Here is a 19065-nt window from a genome sequence, read left to right on the forward strand (position 1 = left end):
CCGCCCGCAGAGCGGGTATATCGCACCAAGCGATTGCATCGCACAAGCTCCCCGGACGGACGGAACCCCACGCGTGACGGAGCAGCAGTCCACCTCGCACGAAGGCCGGCAGCCCCTGGTCGCCGGGCCGCACGAACGCGCCCGGCCGCGCCAGGAGTCGGAGGAACACGTACCGCAGCAGCAGGTGCAGGAGCAGGAGCGGGGGCACGTGCAGGAGAAGGGTCAAGGGCCGGTGCAGGGCCAGGCGCAGCCGGAGCGGGCCCAGCAGCCGCCGCAGGCCGCTGCGGCCTCGTCCGGCAGCCTCGCCGCACCCCCGCCCGGCGGGCCGACCGTGCCCGGGCCGGGTGGTCCGAGTGCGCCTCCGCCGGACGGTCCGACCGCTGCGGTCCCGGGCGTCCCGCCCGCCCGTACCGAGGGCGACCGGCTGCGCTTCGTCGGCGCGGCGACCCGCCGGATCGCCCGAGGCATCGACCTCGACGAGATCGTGCTCGGCCTGTGCCGGGCGACCGTGCCGACCTTCTCGGACGCGATCCTGGTCTATCTCCGCGATCCGCTCCCGGTCGGCGACGAGCGGCCCGCCGTGCCGTTCGTCCTGCGGCTGCGGCGCACCGACCGGCTGCGTACGAGTGCCGAGGGCCCGGCCGGTGACGAGCTGGACGCGGTCGTCGGCGACGGGTCTCCCGCCAAGCAGCTGTGCGAGGTGGAGTCCGGGGGCGCGCTGGCGGAGGTGCTGCGCGGGGTGCGGCCGGTGTTCGGCGACGCGCCGTCCGCGCGGGTCGCTCTGCCGGACCTCCTGGGCGAGGACTGCGGGCTGCCCGACGGACGCCGGGCGATACTCGCCCCGCTCCGGGGCCGCCGCCGGGTGATCGGTGCGGCCGTCTTCCTGCGCGGTCCCGAGCGCGGTGCGTTCGAGGCCAACGACCTTCTGGTCGCCGCCCAGTTGGCGACGCACACCGCGCTCGGCATCGACAAGGCCGTGCTGTACGGGCGCGAGGCGTACATCGCCGACGAGCTCCAGCGGACCATGCTCCCCGACTCGCTCCCCCGCCCGACGGGGGTGAAGCTGGCGTCCCGCTATCTGCCCGCCGCCGAGACGGCCCGGGTCGGCGGCGACTGGTACGACGCGATCCCGCTGCCCGGCAGCCGGGTCGCGCTCGTCGTCGGCGACGTCATGGGGCACTCGATGACCTCGGCCGCGATCATGGGCCAGTTCCGGACGACCGCGCAGACCCTCGCGGGCCTGGACCTGCCGCCGCAGGAGGTCCTGCACCACCTGGACGAGCAGGCCCAGCGGCTCGGCACGGACCGCATGGCGACCTGTCTGTACGCGGTGTACGACCCGGTGTCCCACCGCATCACCATCGCCAACGCGGGCCACCCGCCGCCCATCCTGCTGCACCTGGGCGGCCGCGCCGAGGTGCTGCGCGTGCCGCCGGGCGCGCCGATCGGGGTCGGCGGCGTCGACTTCGAGGCGGTCGAGCTGGACGCCCCCGCCGGGGCCACCCTGCTCCTCTACACGGACGGCCTGGTGGAGTCCCGGCTGCGGGACGTGTGGACGGGAATCGAGCAGCTGAGGGAACGTCTCGCCGCCACCGCCCAGCTGACGGGCCCGGACCATCCGCCGCCCCTCGAAGCGCTCTGCGACGACGTCCTGGACATGCTGGGTCCCGGCGACCGGGACGACGACATCGCGCTGCTCGCGGCCCGCTTCGACGGGATCGCGCCGAGCGACGTCGCGTACTGGTTCCTCGAACCGGAGGAGCAGGCCCCGGGCCGGGCCCGCAGGCTGGCCAGGCGGGCGCTGGAGCGCTGGGGCCTGGAGGAGCTGTCGGATTCGGTGGAGCTGCTGGTCAGCGAGGTCGTGACGAACGCCGTGCGGTACGCGGAGCGGCCGGTGACGCTGCGGCTGTTGCGTACGGACGTCCTGCGGTGCGAGGTCGGCGACGACTCGCCGCAGCTGCCGAGGCAGCGCCGGGCGCGGGACACCGACGAGGGCGGGCGCGGCCTGTTCCTGGTGAACCGGCTGGCCCGGAAGTGGGGGGCGACCCGGCTGAGCAGCGGGAAGGTGGTCTGGTTCGAGCTGGGGCTGCCGGGCGGCGCGAAGGAGTCCTGAGGTCCCGGGGCTCCCCGGGAGCGGGTCTCAGTCTGGATCCGGTCCAAGTGTTGCCGAGGTCATGCCGGAGGGGTTGACTGGGTCAGTCGGACGTAGCGACCCATTCCCCCACCCCTCTCCGGGAGGACGCTCGTGACCGAGGAGACCCGCAAGGCGCCGCAGCACGCACGGCACACGCCGCAGACCGCCCCGTACACCACCGACAACGCCGGAATCCCGGTGGAGAGCGACGAGCATTCGCTCACCGTCGGGCCCGACGGCCCCATCCTGCTCCAGGACCACTACCTCATCGAGAAGATGGCCCAGTTCAACCGGGAACGGGTGCCGGAGCGGGTGGTGCACGCGAAAGGATCGGGCGCGTACGGCTTCTTCGAAGTGACCAACGACGTCAGCCAGTACACGAAGGCCGACCTCTTCCAGCCGGGGAAGCGGACCGACATGCTGGCCCGGTTCTCGACCGTGGCCGGTGAGCAGGGATCGCCGGACACCTGGCGGGACCCGCGCGGCTTCGCGCTCAAGTTCTATACCGAGCACGGCAATTACGACATGGTGGGCAACAACACCCCTGTCTTCTTCGTCCGTGACCCGATGAAGTTCCAGGACTTCATCCGCTCGCAGAAGCGCCGCCCGGACAGCGGGGTGCGCGACCACGACATGCAGTGGGACTTCTGGACGCTGTCGCCGGAGTCCGCGCACCAGGTGACCATCCTGATGAGCGACCGGGGCATTCCGAAGACGTACCGGAACATGGACGGCTTCAGCTCGCACACCTATCTGTGGGTGAACGCGGGCGGCGAGCGGTTCTGGGTGAAGTACCGCTTCAAGACCGAGCAGGGCATCGACTTCTTCACGCAGGACGAAGCCGACGCGATGGCGGGGACCGACGGTGACGTGCACCGCAGGGACCTCTTCGACGCGATCGGGCGGGGCGAGCACCCGAGCTGGAAGCTGTACGTCCAGGTGATGCCGTTCGACCGGGCGCCGGACTACCGCTTCAATCCGTTCGACCTGACGAAGGTGTGGCCGCACGGCGACTACCCCGAGATCGAGGTCGGCCGGATGACTCTGAACGAGAACCCCGAGGACTACTTCGTCCACATCGAGCAGGCGTCCTTCGAGCCGTCGAACCTGGTGCCGGGCATCGGCCCGTCCCCGGACAAGATGCTGCTCGGACGGCTCTTCTCGTACCCGGACGCCCACCGGTACCGGATCGGCCCGAACTACGCGCAACTGCCCCCGAACCGGCCCCGGTTCGCGGTCAATTCGTACGCGAAGGACGGACCGATGCGGTACGAGCCTTCGCGGGCGGGCGCGGTGTACGCGCCGAACTCGTACGGCGGTCCGGCGGCCGACACGCAGCGCTTCGGCGAGCCCGCGGGCTGGCACGCCTCGGGCGAGATGGTGCACCACGCGTACACCCTGCGCCGGGACGACGACGACTGGGGCCAGGCGGGCACGCTGGTGCGCCAGGTGCTGGACGACGCGGCGCGGGCCAGGCTGGTCGCCAACATCACCGGGCACCTGTCGGACGGGGTGAGCAGGCCGGTCCTTGAGCGGGCGTTCGCGTACTGGCGGAACGTGGACAAGGATCTGGGCGACCGGGTGTCGGCGAACTTCTCGTAGGCACAAGGGAGTTGCACGGCGGTACGGCGGCGGCCCCCACCCTCGCGGAGAGGGTGGGGGCCGCCGCCGTTTCCCCCGTGCGCGCCGACGGGGCCGTCTACGGGGCTACGGCCGCCACTGGCCGTCGTCGCCACCTGGGTCTTGGCCCTGGTTGTCGCCACCCTGGTTCTGACCTTGGTTGTCGCCACCTTGGTTCTGACCCTGGTTGTCGCCGCCCTGGTTCTGACCCTGGTTGTCGCCACCTTGGTTCTGACCCTGGTTGTCGCCGCCCTGGTTCTGACCCTGGTTGTCGCCGCCCTGGTTCTGACCCTGGTTGTCGCCGCCCTGGTTCTGACCCTGGTTGTCGCCGCCCTGGTTCTGACCCTGGTTCTGGCCCGGTTTCGGGTCCTTGGGGGGCTTGGTCTCCTCCGGCGGCTTGGTCTCCTCCGGGGGCTTGGTCTCCTTCGGCGGCTTGGTCTCCGGGGGCGGCGGCGGGGGCGGCGGCTCCCAGCCGGCGCCGTCCTTGATCTGGAGGTCGAACTTGGTGTCCGAGCCGCCGTTCAGCGCGCCGGTGGTGTAGTCCGCCCAGATCCTGGCGGGGAAGCTGGAGCCGTTCATCCGGCCGCCGCCCGCCGCACCGGTCAGGGTGGTCTGCTTGCCCTTGTCGGCGTCCTCACCGAAGATGCCGACCGCCGTGGCCAGCTCCGGGGTGTACCCCGCGAACCAGGCGGAACGGTTGTTCTCCGAGGTGCCGGTCTTGCCCGCCGCGTGGTACTTGCCGTTGCTGACGGCGCGGCCGGTGCCCTCCTGCACGACGTGCTCCAGGACGGAGGTCACCGTGTCGGCGGACTCGCGGCTGATGCCTTCGCCCTCCTTGAAGCCCTCCGGCTTGATGGTCGAGCGGTCCTTGTGCTCGGCCTCCTTGACGATGGACGCGGTGACCTTCTTGCCGTGCGCGGCCAGGGAGGCGTACATCGACGCCATGTCCATGGTGTTGGCCCGCATGGAACCCAGCGCCATGGAGGGGGTGGCACCGAAGTCGCCTCGGTCCTGCATGCCCAGCCGGAGCGCGGTCTCCTTCACGTTCCCGGCACCGACGTCCACAATCATCTGCGCGAAGACGGAGTTGACGGACTTGTCCGTGGCTTCCTGAACGTCGATGTCGCCGTACGACTCGTCGTCCTCGTTCTGCGGGGCGTAGCCGCCGCCTCCCTTGCCGACGACGGGCCGCCTGCTCTTGCCGCTGTAGATCGTGTTGGCGGTGATCTTCTCACCGTCCTGGTTCAGCGACCCCAGTTCCAGCGCTGCGGCGAACACGGCTGGCTTGAACGTGGAAGCGGGCTGGTAGTCGACGCGGGTGGCGTTGCTGATCTGATGCTTGAGGTAGTCCGCGCCGCCGTAGAGGGCGACGACCGCGCCCGTCTTCGGGTTGATGGAGGTCGCGCCCGCCTGGACGTCGCGGTCGACCTTCTTCTTGGACTTGCGGTCGAGCTTGGACTCCAGCTGGCGGTCGACCGCCTTCTCCAGGGCTTTCTGGCGCTTCTTGTCGATGTTGAGCGTGATCGTCCAGCCACCGGCCGCGAGCTGCTCGGGGGTGACGTGGTAGCGCGCCTTGAGCTGCTGCTCGGCCGCCTCGACGAGATAGCCGGTCTGGCCCTTCATACCGGGGTTGGGCTGGATGGGCTTGGGCATCGGGAACTTCATCCCGGCCCGCTCGGACTGCTGGAGCTCGCCCATCTTGACCATGTTGTCCAGGACGTAGTTCCAGCGGTCCATGACGAGCTTCTTGTTCGTCGGGGTCGCGTTGAGGACGTCGTAGCTGCTGGGCGCCTGGAGGAGGGCGGCCAGATAGGCGCCTTCCTCGACGGTCAGGTCCCTGACGTCCTTGCGGTAGTACGCCTGGGCGGCGGCCTGGATTCCGGCGGCGCCGCGCCCGTAGTAGCTGGTGTTGATGTACCCGAGGAGGATGTAGTCCTTGTCGTACTTCTCGTCCACCTTCAGGGAGACGACGAGTTCCTTGAGCTTGCGGCTGACCGTCTGCTCGGGCGTGAGGTAGTAGTTCTTGACGTACTGCTGGGTGATGGTCGAGCCACCCTGCTTGCCCTTGCCGCTGAGGGTGTTCAGCAGGCCGCGTGCGGTGCCCTTGAAGTCGATGCCGTTGTCGTCGTAGAACGACATGTTCTCGGCGGCGACGAAGGTCTTCTGGACCTTCTTCGGGATCTGGTCCAGGGAGACGTTCTCGCGGGCGTAGTCACCGCTGTTGCCGGTGCGGGCGAGGATCGAGCCGTCGCTGTACTTGAAGACGTTGCTCTGCCGCTTCGCCGCGGCGTTGCCTTCGGGGATGTCGATCGCCATGTACAGGGCGACGAAGGCTCCCATGGCCAGCAGGCAGAGCCCGAGGAACGTGCCCAGCACTTTCTTCCAGGTGAAGAAGCGTCGTATGCCGCTCTTCCTGGGAGCCCGCGCCCGGCGGGAACCGCCGGTCTGCCGGGCTCTGCGCTCATCCGCTCGACCCATGGGTCAGTCGCTCCGCATCTCAGTCATCACTCGCCACACTCACCGGACATTCTCCGGATCAGCTCAGAAAGCTAACACCGTCAGAAAGGACAATTTTGGGCCAATCGCATCATTCTGTGACGTGACAATCAGCACCTCCCCCAAGGGAACCGACGAACAAGCGTGCCCAAAGGTTGCCAGCTGGGAGAGAAGTTGAGGAAGGGAATCCGAATTGACACTTTCCGACAGACCCCGGGCGCGCTAAAGTGATATCACTTTGCTAGGCCCTGCTCGTACGCAGCGGAGCCAGTCGCGCAGCGGGCACGGCCCCGTCGCGCACCACGCACAGAAACGGGGACCCACCATGCCGACCACCGCCCGCACTCCCTCCGACAACTCACCCGGCGACCTCCCGGAGATGCCGACCCCCCGCGTCACCGAATTCGCGGCGCACAGCATCGCGGGCGGCCTCGCGCTCCTGCTCGGCCTGGTCGGCATCGTCGCCGCCGCCGGACTGATCGCGCTGGGCGCGATGGTCGCCGCCGTGGGCGCGAAGGTCGCCCTGATCGTCGTCGGCGTCCTGCTCTTCTTCGGCTCGGTCCTCGCGATGAGCGGCCTGAACATGGTCGCGCCGGGCGAGGCCCGCGTCGTCCAGCTCTTCGGCCGCTACCGGGGCACCATCCGCACCGACGGCCTGCGCTGGGTGAACCCGCTGACCACGCGCCACAAGATCTCCACCCGCGTCCGCAACCACGAGACGGCGGTCCTGAAGGTCAACGACGCGTACGGCAACCCGATCGAGCTGGCCGCCGTCGTGGTGTGGAAGGTCGAGGACACCGCGCAGGCGTCCTTCGAGGTGGACAACTTCCTGGAGTTCGTCTCCACCCAGACCGAAGCGGCCGTACGGCACATCGCCATCGAGTACCCGTACGACTCCCACGACGAAGAGGGCCTGTCGCTGCGCGGCAACGCCGACGAGATCACCGAGAAGCTGGCGATCGAGCTGCACGCCCGCGTCGAGGCGGCCGGGGTCCACATCATCGAGTCCCGCTTCACCCACCTCGCGTACGCCCCGGAGATCGCCTCCGCGATGCTCCAGCGGCAGCAGGCGGGAGCGGTGGTCGCCGCCCGCAAGCTGATCGTCGAGGGCGCGGTCGGCATGGTGGAGCAGGCGCTCGCCCGGATCACCGAGCAGGACATCGTGGAGCTGGACGAGGAGCGCAAGGCGGCCATGGTGAGCAACCTGCTCGTCGTGCTCTGCGGCGACCGGGCGACCCAGCCGGTCATCAACACGGGCTCGCTCTACCAGTGAGCGAGGACGCCACCGGGGACGGGCCCGCACCCTCCGGGCCCCGGCGCGGGGCGCGCAAGCAGGTGCTGCTGCGGCTGGATCCCCAGGTGTACGACGCCCTGGGGCGCTGGGCCGCGGACGAGCTGCGCAGCGCCAACGCGCAGATCGAATTCCTGCTCCGCAAGTCCCTCAACGAAGCGGGCCGACTGCCGAAACACGCGGGTCCGATCCCGCGCAGGGGCCGCCCGCCGAAGCAGGAGCCGCCATCGGAGCCCGCTTCGGGGGATTCGGCGGACGAATCCTCCGGAGACCCGGACGAGAACGAGAAATAGCAGGTGGGGAGCGGTTCCGACCGCTCCCCACCTTCCTTTGCCCCAGCTATACACACCGCGTATACGCGGTGTGTATAGTCCTCGGCATGTCCATCAGCCACACGTTGCTCGGCCTCCTGGAGGCCGGTCCCCGCCACGGTTACGACCTGAAGCGCACCTTCGACGAGAAGTTCGGACACGACCGCCCGCTCGCCTACGGACAGGTGTACGCGACCATGTCCCGCCTGCTGAAGAACGGCCTCGTCGAGGTCGACGGCACCGAGTCGGGCAACGGCCCCGACCGCAAGACGTACGCCATCACCGACGCCGGGATCACGGACGTCCAGCAGTGGCTCGCCAGCCCCGAGAAGCCCGAGCCCTACCTCCAGTCGACCCTGTACACGAAGGTCGTCCTGGCCCTGCTGACCGGCCGCTCCGCGGCCGAGCTGCTCGACGCCCAGCGCAGCGAGCACCTGCGGCTGATGCGCGCCCTCACCGAACGCAAGCGCGGCGGCGACCTCGCCGACCAGCTGATCTGCGACCACGCCCTGTTCCACCTCGAAGCCGATCTGCGCTGGCTGGAACTGACCACCGCCCGCCTGGACCGTCTCGCAGCAGAGGTACGCCGATGACCCCCACCGTGACCCACCCCGCCCCGCCCGCCGGGTCGATACTCAGCGCCGTCGACCTGCGCAAGGCGTACGGCCCCACCCCCGCGCTGGACGGCGCGGACTTCTCCATCCACCCCGGCGAGGTCGTCGCCGTCATGGGCCCCTCGGGCTCCGGAAAGTCGACGCTCCTGCACTGCCTCGCCGGAATCCTCACCCCCGACTCGGGCTCCTTGACGTACGACGGCCAGGATCTGTCCGCCATGTCGGACCGCGAGCGCAGCAAGCTGCGCCGTACCGACTTCGGCTTCGTCTTCCAGTTCGGCCAGCTCGTCCCCGAGCTGACCTGCGTCGAGAACGTCGCGCTCCCGCTGCGCCTGAACGGAGCCAAGCGCAAGGACGCCGAACGCACCGCCCTCTCCTGGATGGAGCGCCTGGAGGTCGCCGACCTCGGCCCCAAGCGCCCCGGCGAGGTCTCCGGCGGCCAGGGCCAGCGCGTCGCGGTCGCCCGCGCCCTGGCGAGCGGCCCCCGCGTGCTGTTCGCCGACGAGCCGACCGGCGCCCTGGACTCCCTCAACGGCGAGCGCGTGATGGAGCTGCTCACCGAAGCGGCTCGCTCCACCAACGCCGCCGTCGTCCTGGTCACCCACGAGGCGCGGGTCGCCGCCTACTCCGACCGCGAGGTCGTCGTACGCGACGGCAAGGCCCGTGACCTGACCCTGGAGTTCGCCAAGTGAGCGCTCTCGACGATCTGCGCATGGGAGCCAAGTTCGCCGTCAGCGGCGGACGCGAGGGCTGGACCCGTACGATCCTGACCGCCGTCGGCGTCGGGCTCGGCGTGGCCCTGCTCCTGATCACCTCCGCGATTCCCAACGCGCTCGCCGCACGGGAGGAACGCGGCTTCGCACGCGGCGAGTTCGCCGGACGCGTCGCCACCGACAAGCCCGGCCCTGACACGCTCCTGATCGCCGCCGTGCAGGCCGACTACCGCGACAAGGCGGTACGAGGACGGCTCGTGCAGCCCGAAGGGCCGCAGGCCCCCGTGCCGCCCGGTCTGACCGCCCTGCCGAAGCCCGGCGAGCTGGCCGTGTCCCCCGCGCTCCAAGACCTCATGGACTCCGACGACGGCGAGCTGTTGCGGGAACGCCTCAACGGTCCCGTCACGGCCGTCATCGCCGACGAAGGTCTCGTCGGCCCGAACGAACTCGCCTACTACCAGGGCAGCGATCGCCTCACCGGGGCCAAGGGCGACATCTTCCGGATCAACGCCTTCCGCGGCTCCTCGATGATGGAGAGCCTGGACTCGACCCTGCTGCTCCTGATCCTGGTCGCCTTCGTCGTCATGCTCATCCCGGTCGCCGTACTCATCGCCGCGGCCGTCCGCTTCGGCGGCGACCGCCGCGACCGGCGGCTCGCGGCACTGCGGCTGGTCGGTTCGGACGGGGCGATGACCCGGCGGATCGCGGCGGGCGAAGCCCTCGCGGGCGCGCTCGCCGGGCTCGTGGTGGGCGGCGGGCTGTTCTTCCTGATCCGCTCCATGGCGGGGCTCATCACGCTGGAGAAGATCAGCGTCTTCCCCTCCGACCTCGCCCCGGCCCTCTGGCTGGTCGTCCTGATCTGCGTCGCGGTGCCCGCGTCCGCCATCCTGGTGACGCTCCTCGCGCTGCGCGGCGTGGTCATCGAACCGCTCGGCGTGATGCGGACGGCCAAACCCGTTCGCCGCAGGATCTGGTGGCGGCTGCTGATGCCCGTCGCCGGACTCGGCCTGCTGCTGCCGCAGATGCGCGAGGGTGCGAGGGGAGGCGACCTCAGCCAGCCCCAGGTCGCCGCAGGCGTCTCCCTGCTGCTGATCGGCGTCACGGCCCTGCTGCCGTGGCTGGTCGAAGCGGTCGTCCAGCGCCTCGGCAAGGGGCCGGTCGCCTGGCAGCTCGCCGTGCGCAGGCTCCAGGTGAACAGCGGCACCGCCGCCCGTACGGTCAACGGCATCGCCGTGGCGGTGGCCGGAGCCATCGCCCTCCAGATGATGCTCGGCGCGACCTCCGGCCGGTACACCGAGGACACCGGCGTCGACGTCTCCCGTACCAGCATGTCGGTCACCGTCGGCGCGAACAGTCCCGTCGCCCCGCAGATCGACGCGCTGAAGGCGAAGATCGCCAAGATCCCCGGCGCGCACCTCGCTCTCGACATCGGCGACGCCAACCTCGGAGACAAGGCCAAGTCCCCCGAAAAAATAGTCACGCTGACCGTGGGCGACTGTGCCGCACTCCGCCAGATCGCGGTCCTGCCGTCCTGCAGGGACGGCGACGCCTTCCTCGCCAAGGGCGCGGACGAACGCCTCACGCCGGGACAGCGCTACTACCTCGACCCGGCGAGCGTGGACCCCGAGGGGCGGGGCGTGCCGTGGACCCTGCCGTCCAGCACGACGACCGTACCGACCAAGGGAGGCCCCCGGGGGTACCAGCGCAGCACCGTCCTCGTCACCCCCGGCGCGGTGCCCGCGGCGGCCAAGCCCGTCCTCAGTCACAGCCTGTACGTGAAGACCGACCCGTCGGCGCCGGACGCGGCCGAGCACGTGCGCAACGTGGCGTTGGGGGCCGACCCGCTGACCCAGGTCTGGGGCATGACCGAAACGGAGACCAACGTACGGTTCGAGCAGATCCAGCGGGCGGTGCTCGCGGGCGCGACGTGCGTACTGCTGCTGATCGGGGCCAGTCTGCTGGTCTCCCAGCTGGAACAGCTGCGCGAACGCCGCAAGCTGCTCGCCGCCCTGGTGGCGTCCGGCACGCCGCGCGCCACGCTGGGGTGGTCGGTGCTGTGGCAGTCGGCTCTGCCCGTGGCCCTGGGCCTGCTGCTCGCGGTCGTCGTCGGGAGCGGGCTGGGGGCGGTGCTGCTGCGCATGACGGGCTTCTCGATCAACTTCAACTGGGCGTCGGTGGCGGCGATGTCGGGGCTGGGGGCGGGGGTCGCGCTCCTGGTGGCGGGGTTGAGCATGCCGGTGCTGTGGCGGCTGGTCCGTCCGGACGGCCTGCGCACGGAGTAGCTCCGCCGGGGTGGGGGGTGGGTGGGGCGGGGCTGGGGTTACTGCCGGGGGCTCCGCCCCTGAACCCCGTCCCGCCTTCGGCGGGATGAGTCCCCTGCCCCGCCCCTTCACCTAAAGCGCTTGCCGCGCGGCTGTCCCGCGCACGTGCGGGTGCGTCGTGGCTGGGCGCGCAGTTCCCCGCGCCCCTGAGGGGGGAGGGCGGCTAGGCCATCCGGACGGGCAGGCCCTCCAGGGCCTCCCGCAAAGCGGCCGCGAACTCGGCGAATTCCTCGGAGCGGGCCGTCCCCGCCCTCATCACCAGCGCGATCCGCCGCGACGGCGCCGGGTCCGCGAAGTAGCCCGTGACGAGGGCCGGGTTGCGGCCCGTCTCCACCTGGACCGCCGTCCGGGGCAACAACGTCACCCCCAGCCCGCCCGCCACCAGCTGGACCAGCGTCGAGAGACCGGCCGCCGTCGTCGTCACCGGCCCCCCGTCCTCCCGCCCCGCCTCCCGGCACACGTCCAGCGCCTGGTCCCGCAGGCAGTGCCCCTCGTCGAGCAGGAGGAGATGGAGCTCGCGCAGGGCCTCGCGAGGGATGTCGTCCCGGCCCGCCAGCCAGTGCTGATCCGGCATCACCAGGACGAAGTCCTCGTCGAAGAGCGGGAGTTCGACCACCCCGGGCACACCGAGCGGCACCGCCAGCAGGAGCAGGTCCAGCCGCCCCGCCGCCAGCCCCTCCACCAACGACGACGTCTGCTCCTCGTGCACCTGGAGGTCCAGGGCGGGATACGCGTCGTGGACGAGACGCAGGACCGAGGGGAGCAGGTACGGCGCCACCGTCGGGATCACCCCGAGCCGCAGCACCCCGGTGAAGGGCGCCCGTACCGCCTCCGCCTCCTCCATCAGCTCCCCGACCGCCTCCAGCACCACCCGGGCCCGCACCGCCAGCCGCTCCCCCGCCGCCGAGAGCAGCACCTTGCGGGTCGTACGCTCGACGAGCTGGACGTCCAGGACCTCCTCCAGCGCGGAGACCGCCCCGGACAGCGCGGGCTGGCTCATCCCGAGCGCGCCCGCCGCGTCGCGGAAGTGCAGGTGCTCGGCCACCGCCACGAAGGCCCGCAGCTGGGCCAGAGAGGGCTGCTTGCCCCTATTTACTACGGCCACTGATAGCCACCTCCGATCGGTACGAGCAAGTCTAGCTATTTCCGCTATCAATGCCTCTTGTGTCACTGTGGGGATCCGTCCACCCCCACAGGAAAACCCTGAAAAGGGACTTTCCCGATGTAGCAAGGAGCGCGCGTGCTCACTGTTGGTGACCAGTTCCCCACGTACGACCTCACCGCCTGTGTCTCCCTGGAGTCCGGCAAGGAGTTCGAGCAGATCAACCACAAGTCCTACGAGGGCAAGTGGCGCGTCGTCTTCGCGTGGCCCAAGGACTTCACCTTCGTCTGCCCGACCGAGATCGCCGCGTTCGGCAAGCTGAACGAGGAGTTCGCGGACCGCGACGCCCAGGTCCTCGGCTTCTCCGGCGACTCCGAGTTCGTGCACCACGCCTGGCGCAAGGACCACCCGGACCTGACCGACCTGCCCTTCCCGATGCTGGCCGACTCGAAGCACGAGCTCATGCGTGACCTCGGCATCGAGGGCGAGGACGGCTTCGCGCAGCGCGCCGTCTTCATCGTCGACCCGAACAACGAGATCCAGTTCACGATGGTGACCGCCGGTTCCGTGGGCCGTAACCCGAAGGAGGTCCTCCGGGTCCTCGACGCGCTCCAGACGGACGAGCTGTGCCCGTGCAACTGGACCAAGGGCGAGAACACCCTGGACCCGGTCGCGCTGCTCTCGGGCGAGTAAGAACCCCCGAAGCACCAGCCCGACCGTACGGACCACAGAACGGAACGACCTGACATGGCACTCGACGAACTGAAGTCCGCCATACCGGACTACGCCAAGGACCTGCGCCTGAACCTGGGCTCGGTCATCGGCAACAGCGACCTCCCGCAGCAGCAGCTGTGGGGCACCGTGCTGGCCTGCGCGATCGCCTCGCGCTCGCCGAAGGTGCTGCGCGAGCTGGAGCCCGAGGCGAAGGCGAACCTCTCCGCCGAGGCGTTCACGGCGGCCAAGTCCGCCGCCGCGATCATGGCGATGAACAACGTCTTCTACCGCACGCGCCACCTGCTCTCCGACCCGGAATACGGGACGATGCGCGCGGGCCTGCGGATGAACGTCATCGGCAACCCGGGTGTCGAGAAGGTCGACTTCGAGCTGTGGTCCCTCGCGGTCTCCGCGATCAACGGCTGCGGCCAGTGCCTGGACTCGCACGAGCAGGTCCTGCGCAAGGCGGACGTCTCCCGCGAGGTGATCCAGGAGGCCGTGAAGATCGCCGCGGTCATCCAGGCGGTCGGCGTCACCCTCGACTCCGAGGCCGTACTCGCGGAGTAGTCGCAGCGGTACGTACGTGAAGGGGCCCGTCGGCACGCGATGCCGACGGGCCCCTTCACGCGTGGCGGTTCGCGCGTACCGGCTACTTCTTGAGCACCGCCATCAGCTCCCGCATGTCGCTCTCCATCAGCTTCGGCACCCCCGTGTAGTCCGGCTTGAGGTCCTTCGGGTCCACCGGGTCCGTGACGTTGCCGTTGAGGTCGACGTTCCCGGTGACCGACAGCGTGAGGACCACGCCCCCGTCCTGGACCACCAGGCGCAGGTCCGCCTCCAGGTAGCCGTGCTCCGGGGCCCGCACGAAGAAGGCCCGGTCGCCCAGCCCGGCCACCGGGGACACCACGGGATCGTCGGCGCCGTACCGGCCCGAGGTGAGCCGGGCCCCCAGCTCAGGTCCCGGATCGGTCTTGAGGTGTTCCTCGACCAGCAGCTCGGCCGTGTACGTCGTCACCCTGCCCGACGTGCGCGCCCCGGTCGACTTCAGGCCCATGTGGCACTCGGTCCTGCGGAAGGCCGGGTCGTCGGACCGGTCGGAGGCGTCCGTGGGCCGGTCCCTCTCCCCCAGCTTCCTGCTGATCGCGCTCAGCGGCACCTTGTCGCACGCCTCCGCCGTGATCCGGTATCCGCGCTGGTCCGGGCCCTGGTCCCGGAACGCGTACAGCCCGCCCGCCCACACCGCCGACGCCACGACCGCCCCGCCCAGCGCCCACACCCACGGCAGCTTCGCCAGCGCACGCGCACGGTCGCCCGGCGAGGGCCCCTCGCGTTCGGGTCCGCCGCCCGCGTCCAGGAGTTCGGGGCGCGGGCCGCCGTCCGGTCCGCCGACGAGTTCCAGTTCGGATATCACGCAGAGGTGCCCTTGTCGTTCGTACGGTCGCCAGGAGTACGGTCCGAAGCCGAGGACCCGGAAGAGGCCGAAGACCCGGAAGAGGCCGAGGCCGAAGCCGTGGCCCCCGGGCCCCCCGGTGCCGGAGTCGGCGCCACCTCGTGCGCCGTCGCCCCGTGCGGCTTCGGGGCGGCCTTCAGGGCGTTCTCCTGGGAGTACGCGCGCAGGTAGCCCACCGCCGTGTTGAGGACGGCCACCAGCGGCACCGCCACCACCGCACCGCCGATGCCCGCGATCAGGCCACCGGCCGCGACCGAGAGGACCACGGCGAGCGGGTGCACCCGTACCGCGCGGCCCAGGATGAACGGCTGGAGGACGTGGCCCTCGATCTGCTGCACGGCGAGGACCACGATCAGCACCATCAGCGCGATGAACGGGCCCTGGACCACGAGCGCGACGACGACCGCCAGCGCGCCGGAGATGACCGCGCCGACCAGCGGGATGAAGGCGAAGAGGAAGATCACGACGGCGAGCGGCACGGCCATCGGGACGTCGAGGAAGAAGAGGCCGAGCCCGATGAAGATGGCGTCGATCATGGCCACTATCACCGTGCCGCGCACATAGGCGGTCAGCGTGCGCCAGGCGCGCGGGCCCGCGCCCGCCATGCCCGGGCGGGCCGAGGCGGGGACGAGCTTGAGCGTCCACTCCCAGACCTTCTTGCCGTCGTACAGCAGGAAGAGGGTGGAGAACATCGCGAGCAGCATCCCGGTCAGCATCTCGACGATGACCGTGACGCCCTGGAGCCCGGCGGAGGTGATCTCCTGGACGTTGGTGCCGATCGCCTCGCTGAGGTTCTTCGTGATGTCGTTGATCTGCTGCTCGGTGACGTGGAAGGGGCTGTTGAGCAGCCAGTGGCGCAGGTCCTGGATGCCCTGCTGGACCTTCTCCGAGAGTTCCTGGGCGTTGTCCATGATCTGCCAGACCACGAACCAGCCGATCAGGCCCATGATCACGAAGCCGAGGACGGCGGTGAACGCGGTCGCGAGGCCGCGCGGCAGGCCCATCTTGCGCAGCCGGGAGACCGTGGGCTGGAGGAGCGCGGTGATCAGCAGCGAGCCCATGAACGCGAAGGCGACGAGCTGCACCTGCACGATGATCTGCCCGAGGACCCAGATGACGGCGGCCAGGACGAGCAGCCGCCAGGAGGCTTCGGCGGCGACCCGCAGTCCCCACGGCACGGCGGCGGCGGGTTCGGGTTTGGCGGCCACGGCGGGCGCGTAGTCCGGGGGCGGGGGAACGTGATCGGGCACGTCGGTCTCCGGAACGGCCACGGCGTCCGGATCGGCCTGCGCCTGGGCGCGTCGCTCCTCCAGGCGCTCTCCCACATGGGTCAGCCGGGCTCCCAGCCCGTTGAACCATCCTGAAGTCTTCGACATGTTGCTTCCTCTTCCCCCCACGACTCCCCCCGGAGTGCACGGACGACCCGACCGTACACGGGCGAAGCCCCCCACCGTAGGACGGTGGGGGGCTCTGCGAAGTTCAGTGCCCGCGGCGACGAATACCCGGGTTGGCTGCTCTTAGTAGTAGTTGTTGTTCTGCCAGAACGCCCACGCCTCGCAGGGGCTGCCGTAGCGGACGTTCATGTAGTTCAGGCCCCACTTGATCTGCGTGGCGGGGTTGGTGCGCCAGTCGGGGGCGACCGAGGCCATCTTGGAGCCGGGGTTCGACTGGACCAGGCCGTAGGCGGCCGAGGTCGGGTTCTGCGCCTGGTAGTTCCAGGTCGACTCGTGGTTCACGATGTTGCTGAAGCACTGGAACTGGCCGGCCGGAACGATCTGGCGGGCGATCGCCTTGACGTCGGAGACCGAGTACGAGGACTTCTGCTCGAAGGAGGCTTCGCCCGCGTCGCGGGAGGAGGACCGGCTCGCGATCTCCTCGACCTGCTCGCGCTCCTTGGCCTCCTTCTCGGCCTTCTCCTTGGCTGCCTTCGCCTCGTCGGCCTTTTCCTTCTTGGCCTTGGCGTCAGAGGCGGCCTTGAGACGGGCGGACTGCTCTGCCTGCGTCTTGGCGGCCTCGTCGGCGGCCGCGGCCTGCACGTCGGCCTGCTGCGTCACGGCGGCGGAGGCCACCTGCGCCTGCTGACCGACGGGGATGTCCGCGAGGAGAGTCGTGTCGGCGGCTGCGGCCTCGAAGTTGTTGTCGCCCGACGACACGGGGTCGCCCGATGCGACGCCCACGACGGCGCCGACTGTGGTGACCGCGGTGGCGGAGGCCACTGCGAATCCCCGAACCGAAATCCGGCTCACACGGTTTCCTTCCAGCAGCGTCCGCACCGGTGACCCTGGCGGACGCAATCGCACCCCTGGCGCTGGCCTCCCTGCGTGCTGTGTCACGGGAGGCTCGGACCCGGTGGGCAACTCCCGTGGGAGTGCTCCGTGTTACTCGGGCGGCATACGGCGAAGTCTGTTGATTTGTGTGGTGTTGCACCTCTGGAGGTGCGGCTGTGCCGTATGCGGGGCCTGACGGAAGCAAGACTCTGCCGGAAGATCAGGCTGCTTATCAATTCTTACTTACGTGTGAAAGGTCACACCGGTTTCGGAGCAGCGGTTTCGTGGAACCCCGGGCGCGACGAAGCGCCGCCCGACTAAGATCACCCGCTTCTCGCGGACCCGGCCGGACGGCGCCAACTGCCGTGCTCATGCGTGCACTTGGGACAAGCGGTTCAGATCTGGCCGTCCTCCAGCATTTCGGTCACCAGCGCGGCGATCTGCGAGCGCTCGGAGCGGGTGAGCGTGACGTGCGCGAAGAGCGGATGCCCCTTCAGCTTCTCGACGACGGCGACGACTCCGTCGTACCGGCCGACCCTGAGGTTGTCGCGCTGCGCGACGTCGTGGGTGAGGACGACGCGCGAATTCGCCCCGATCCGGGACAGAACCGTCAGCAGGACGTTCCGTTCCAGGGACTGGGCCTCGTCGACGATCACGAACGCGTCGTGCAGCGAGCGCCCCCGGATGTGCGTGAGCGGCAGGACCTCCAGCATCCCGCGCCCGAGCACCTCCTCGATGACCTCCTTGCCCGCGACCGCGGAGAGGGTGTCGAAGACGGCCTGCGCCCAGGGCGACATCTTCTCGGACTCGGAGCCGGGAAGGTATCCCAGCTCCTGCCCGCCGACCGCGTACAGCGGCCGGAAGACCATCACCTTCTTGTGCTCCTGCCGCTCCAGTACGGCTTCCAGGCCCGCGCAGAGGGCCAGCGCGGACTTGCCGGTGCCCGCCCGGCCGCCGAGCGAGACGATGCCGACCTCGGGGTCGAGGAGCAGATCGAGCGCGATCCGCTGCTCGGCGCTCCGGCCGTGGATGCCGAACGCGCCCCGGTCGCCGCGTACGAGACGGACGTTGCCTTCGGCGGTGACCCGGCCGAGCGCCTTGCCGCGCTCGGACTGGAGGACCAGTCCGGTGTGCACGGGGAGGTCGGCGGCCTCGGGCACGTACACCCGCTCCTCGCTGAAGAGCAGGTCGACCTGATCGGCCTCCAGGGTCAGTTCGGACATTCCGGTCCAGCCGGAGTCGGTGATGGCGAGTTCGGCGCGGTACTCCTCCGCGAGGAGGCCGACCGACGACGCCTTGATGCGCAGCGGCAGGTCCTTGGAGACGACCGTGACGTCGTACCCCTCGGCCTGGAGATTGCGTGCGACGGCGAGAATCCGTGAGTCGTTGTCCCCCAACCGGTAACCGGCGGGCAGGACGCCGGGATCGGAATGGTTGAGTTCGACGCGCACCGTCCCGCCGAGGTCCCCGATCGGGATGGGGGCATCGAGGCGGCCGTACCGGATGCGGTAGTCGTCCAGCAGGCGCAGGGCCTGCCGGGCGAAGTAACCGAGTTCCGGATGGTGCCGCTTGGCCTCCAGTTCGGTGATGACCACGATCGGCAGCACGACTTCGTGCTCCTCGAAGCGGGTCATCGAGCTGGGGTCGGCCAGCAGGACGCTGGTGTCGAGAACGTAGGTGCGCCTGTCGGGAAGGCGGCGCTTAGAGCTGTTCACCACGGAAGGACGTACCCCCTCGTACTGAGGTTGGGGTGCGACGACGTCGCGGGCGGAGGGACCGGACTCGGCCGATGCACGCACGAGACGAGTGCGCGGGCCGAGAACCGGCCCTCCACGTCGCCTGCGCTGTGAGGTGCGCGAGCGTCCTGGTGCAAAGGGCCTCCCGGGCGGGCGACATCCAGTCGCCCACTTCAGATTCGGCGTCCGTGGACCGGACGTCGACCTGGAAGGGGTATTCCCTCGAACACGCGCCGCCATACCTGGTCATGGCCAGGACAGATGACGCGTATGCGGTACGTCAGGGGGGTACGGGG

General features: G+C 70.0%; 15 protein-coding genes. 9 read left to right on the plus strand and 6 right to left on the minus strand.

Annotation, left to right across the window (positions count from 1 at the left end):
* Positions 1–208: 208 nt before the first annotated feature.
* Positions 209–2113, plus strand: a complete 1905-nt coding sequence (locus OG897_RS23865; RefSeq protein WP_266660442.1) for a SpoIIE family protein phosphatase — start codon at positions 209–211, stop codon at positions 2111–2113.
* A 132-nt stretch (positions 2114–2245) separates the two neighbouring features.
* A complete protein-coding gene (locus OG897_RS23870) occupies positions 2246–3736 on the plus strand; it encodes a catalase (RefSeq protein WP_266659238.1) in 1491 nt (496 codons plus the stop codon).
* Between the two features lie 105 nt (positions 3737–3841).
* On the opposite strand, the gene OG897_RS23875 is transcribed toward OG897_RS23870, so the two are convergent.
* Positions 3842–6232: a transglycosylase domain-containing protein gene (locus tag OG897_RS23875; RefSeq protein ID WP_266659239.1), complete on the minus strand. Its 2391-nt coding sequence runs from the start codon at positions 6230–6232 to the stop codon at positions 3842–3844.
* A gap of 343 nt (positions 6233–6575) precedes the next feature.
* Between OG897_RS23875 and OG897_RS23880 the strand changes: the two genes are divergently transcribed.
* The 5 genes from OG897_RS23880 (at position 6576) to OG897_RS23900 (ending at position 11461) form a co-directional block, all read left to right on the plus strand.
* On the plus strand, positions 6576–7523 hold the full coding sequence (locus OG897_RS23880; RefSeq protein WP_266659240.1) for an SPFH domain-containing protein: 948 nt from the start codon (positions 6576–6578) through the stop codon (positions 7521–7523).
* Positions 7520–7834, plus strand: coding sequence for a hypothetical protein (locus OG897_RS23885; RefSeq protein WP_266659241.1), 315 nt, complete (start codon positions 7520–7522; stop codon positions 7832–7834). The genes OG897_RS23880 and OG897_RS23885 overlap by 4 nt, the downstream gene beginning before the upstream one ends.
* A gap of 86 nt (positions 7835–7920) precedes the next feature.
* A complete protein-coding gene (locus OG897_RS23890) occupies positions 7921–8445 on the plus strand; it encodes a PadR family transcriptional regulator (RefSeq protein ID WP_266659242.1) in 525 nt (174 codons plus the stop codon).
* On the plus strand, positions 8442–9158 hold the full coding sequence (locus tag OG897_RS23895; protein WP_266659243.1) for an ABC transporter ATP-binding protein: 717 nt from the start codon (positions 8442–8444) through the stop codon (positions 9156–9158). Before OG897_RS23890 ends, OG897_RS23895 begins: the two co-directional genes overlap by 4 nt.
* Positions 9155–11461: an FtsX-like permease family protein gene (locus OG897_RS23900; protein ID WP_323188092.1), complete on the plus strand. Its 2307-nt coding sequence runs from the start codon at positions 9155–9157 to the stop codon at positions 11459–11461. The genes OG897_RS23895 and OG897_RS23900 overlap by 4 nt, the downstream gene beginning before the upstream one ends.
* 202 nt (positions 11462–11663) lie before the next feature.
* On the opposite strand, the gene OG897_RS23905 is transcribed toward OG897_RS23900, so the two are convergent.
* Positions 11664–12605: a hydrogen peroxide-inducible genes activator gene (locus OG897_RS23905; RefSeq protein WP_266659244.1), complete on the minus strand. Its 942-nt coding sequence runs from the start codon at positions 12603–12605 to the stop codon at positions 11664–11666.
* 135 nt (positions 12606–12740) lie between these two features.
* Here OG897_RS23905 and OG897_RS23910 point away from each other — a divergent pair, with 135 nt between their 5' ends.
* Together OG897_RS23910 and OG897_RS23915 are read left to right on the plus strand one after the other, a co-directional pair.
* Positions 12741–13295: a peroxiredoxin gene (locus tag OG897_RS23910; protein ID WP_266659245.1), complete on the plus strand. Its 555-nt coding sequence runs from the start codon at positions 12741–12743 to the stop codon at positions 13293–13295.
* A gap of 54 nt (positions 13296–13349) precedes the next feature.
* On the plus strand, positions 13350–13883 hold the full coding sequence (locus OG897_RS23915; protein WP_266659246.1) for an alkyl hydroperoxide reductase: 534 nt from the start codon (positions 13350–13352) through the stop codon (positions 13881–13883).
* A gap of 82 nt (positions 13884–13965) precedes the next feature.
* Here OG897_RS23915 and OG897_RS23920 read toward each other — a convergent pair whose 3' ends face one another.
* The 4 genes from OG897_RS23920 to OG897_RS23935 all read right to left on the minus strand — a co-directional run bounded on the left by OG897_RS23920 (position 13966) and on the right by OG897_RS23935 (position 18751).
* Positions 13966–14727, minus strand: coding sequence for a hypothetical protein (locus OG897_RS23920; RefSeq protein ID WP_266659247.1), 762 nt, complete (start codon positions 14725–14727; stop codon positions 13966–13968).
* Positions 14724–16142 carry an AI-2E family transporter gene (locus tag OG897_RS23925; protein WP_266659248.1) on the minus strand — a complete coding sequence of 473 codons (1419 nt, stop codon included), beginning with the start codon at positions 16140–16142 and terminating at the stop codon, positions 14724–14726. The genes OG897_RS23920 and OG897_RS23925 overlap by 4 nt, the downstream gene beginning before the upstream one ends.
* Positions 16143–16283: 141 nt before the next feature.
* Entirely contained in the window at positions 16284–17012 is a 729-nt protein-coding gene (locus OG897_RS23930) for a transglycosylase SLT domain-containing protein (protein ID WP_266659249.1), read from the minus strand.
* A 416-nt stretch (positions 17013–17428) separates the two neighbouring features.
* Positions 17429–18751: a PhoH family protein gene (locus OG897_RS23935; RefSeq protein WP_266659250.1), complete on the minus strand. Its 1323-nt coding sequence runs from the start codon at positions 18749–18751 to the stop codon at positions 17429–17431.
* Positions 18752–19065 lie beyond the last annotated feature (314 nt).

This window comes from Streptomyces sp. NBC_00237, from assembly GCF_026342435.1.
Lineage (GTDB): Bacteria > Actinomycetota > Actinomycetes > Streptomycetales > Streptomycetaceae > Streptomyces.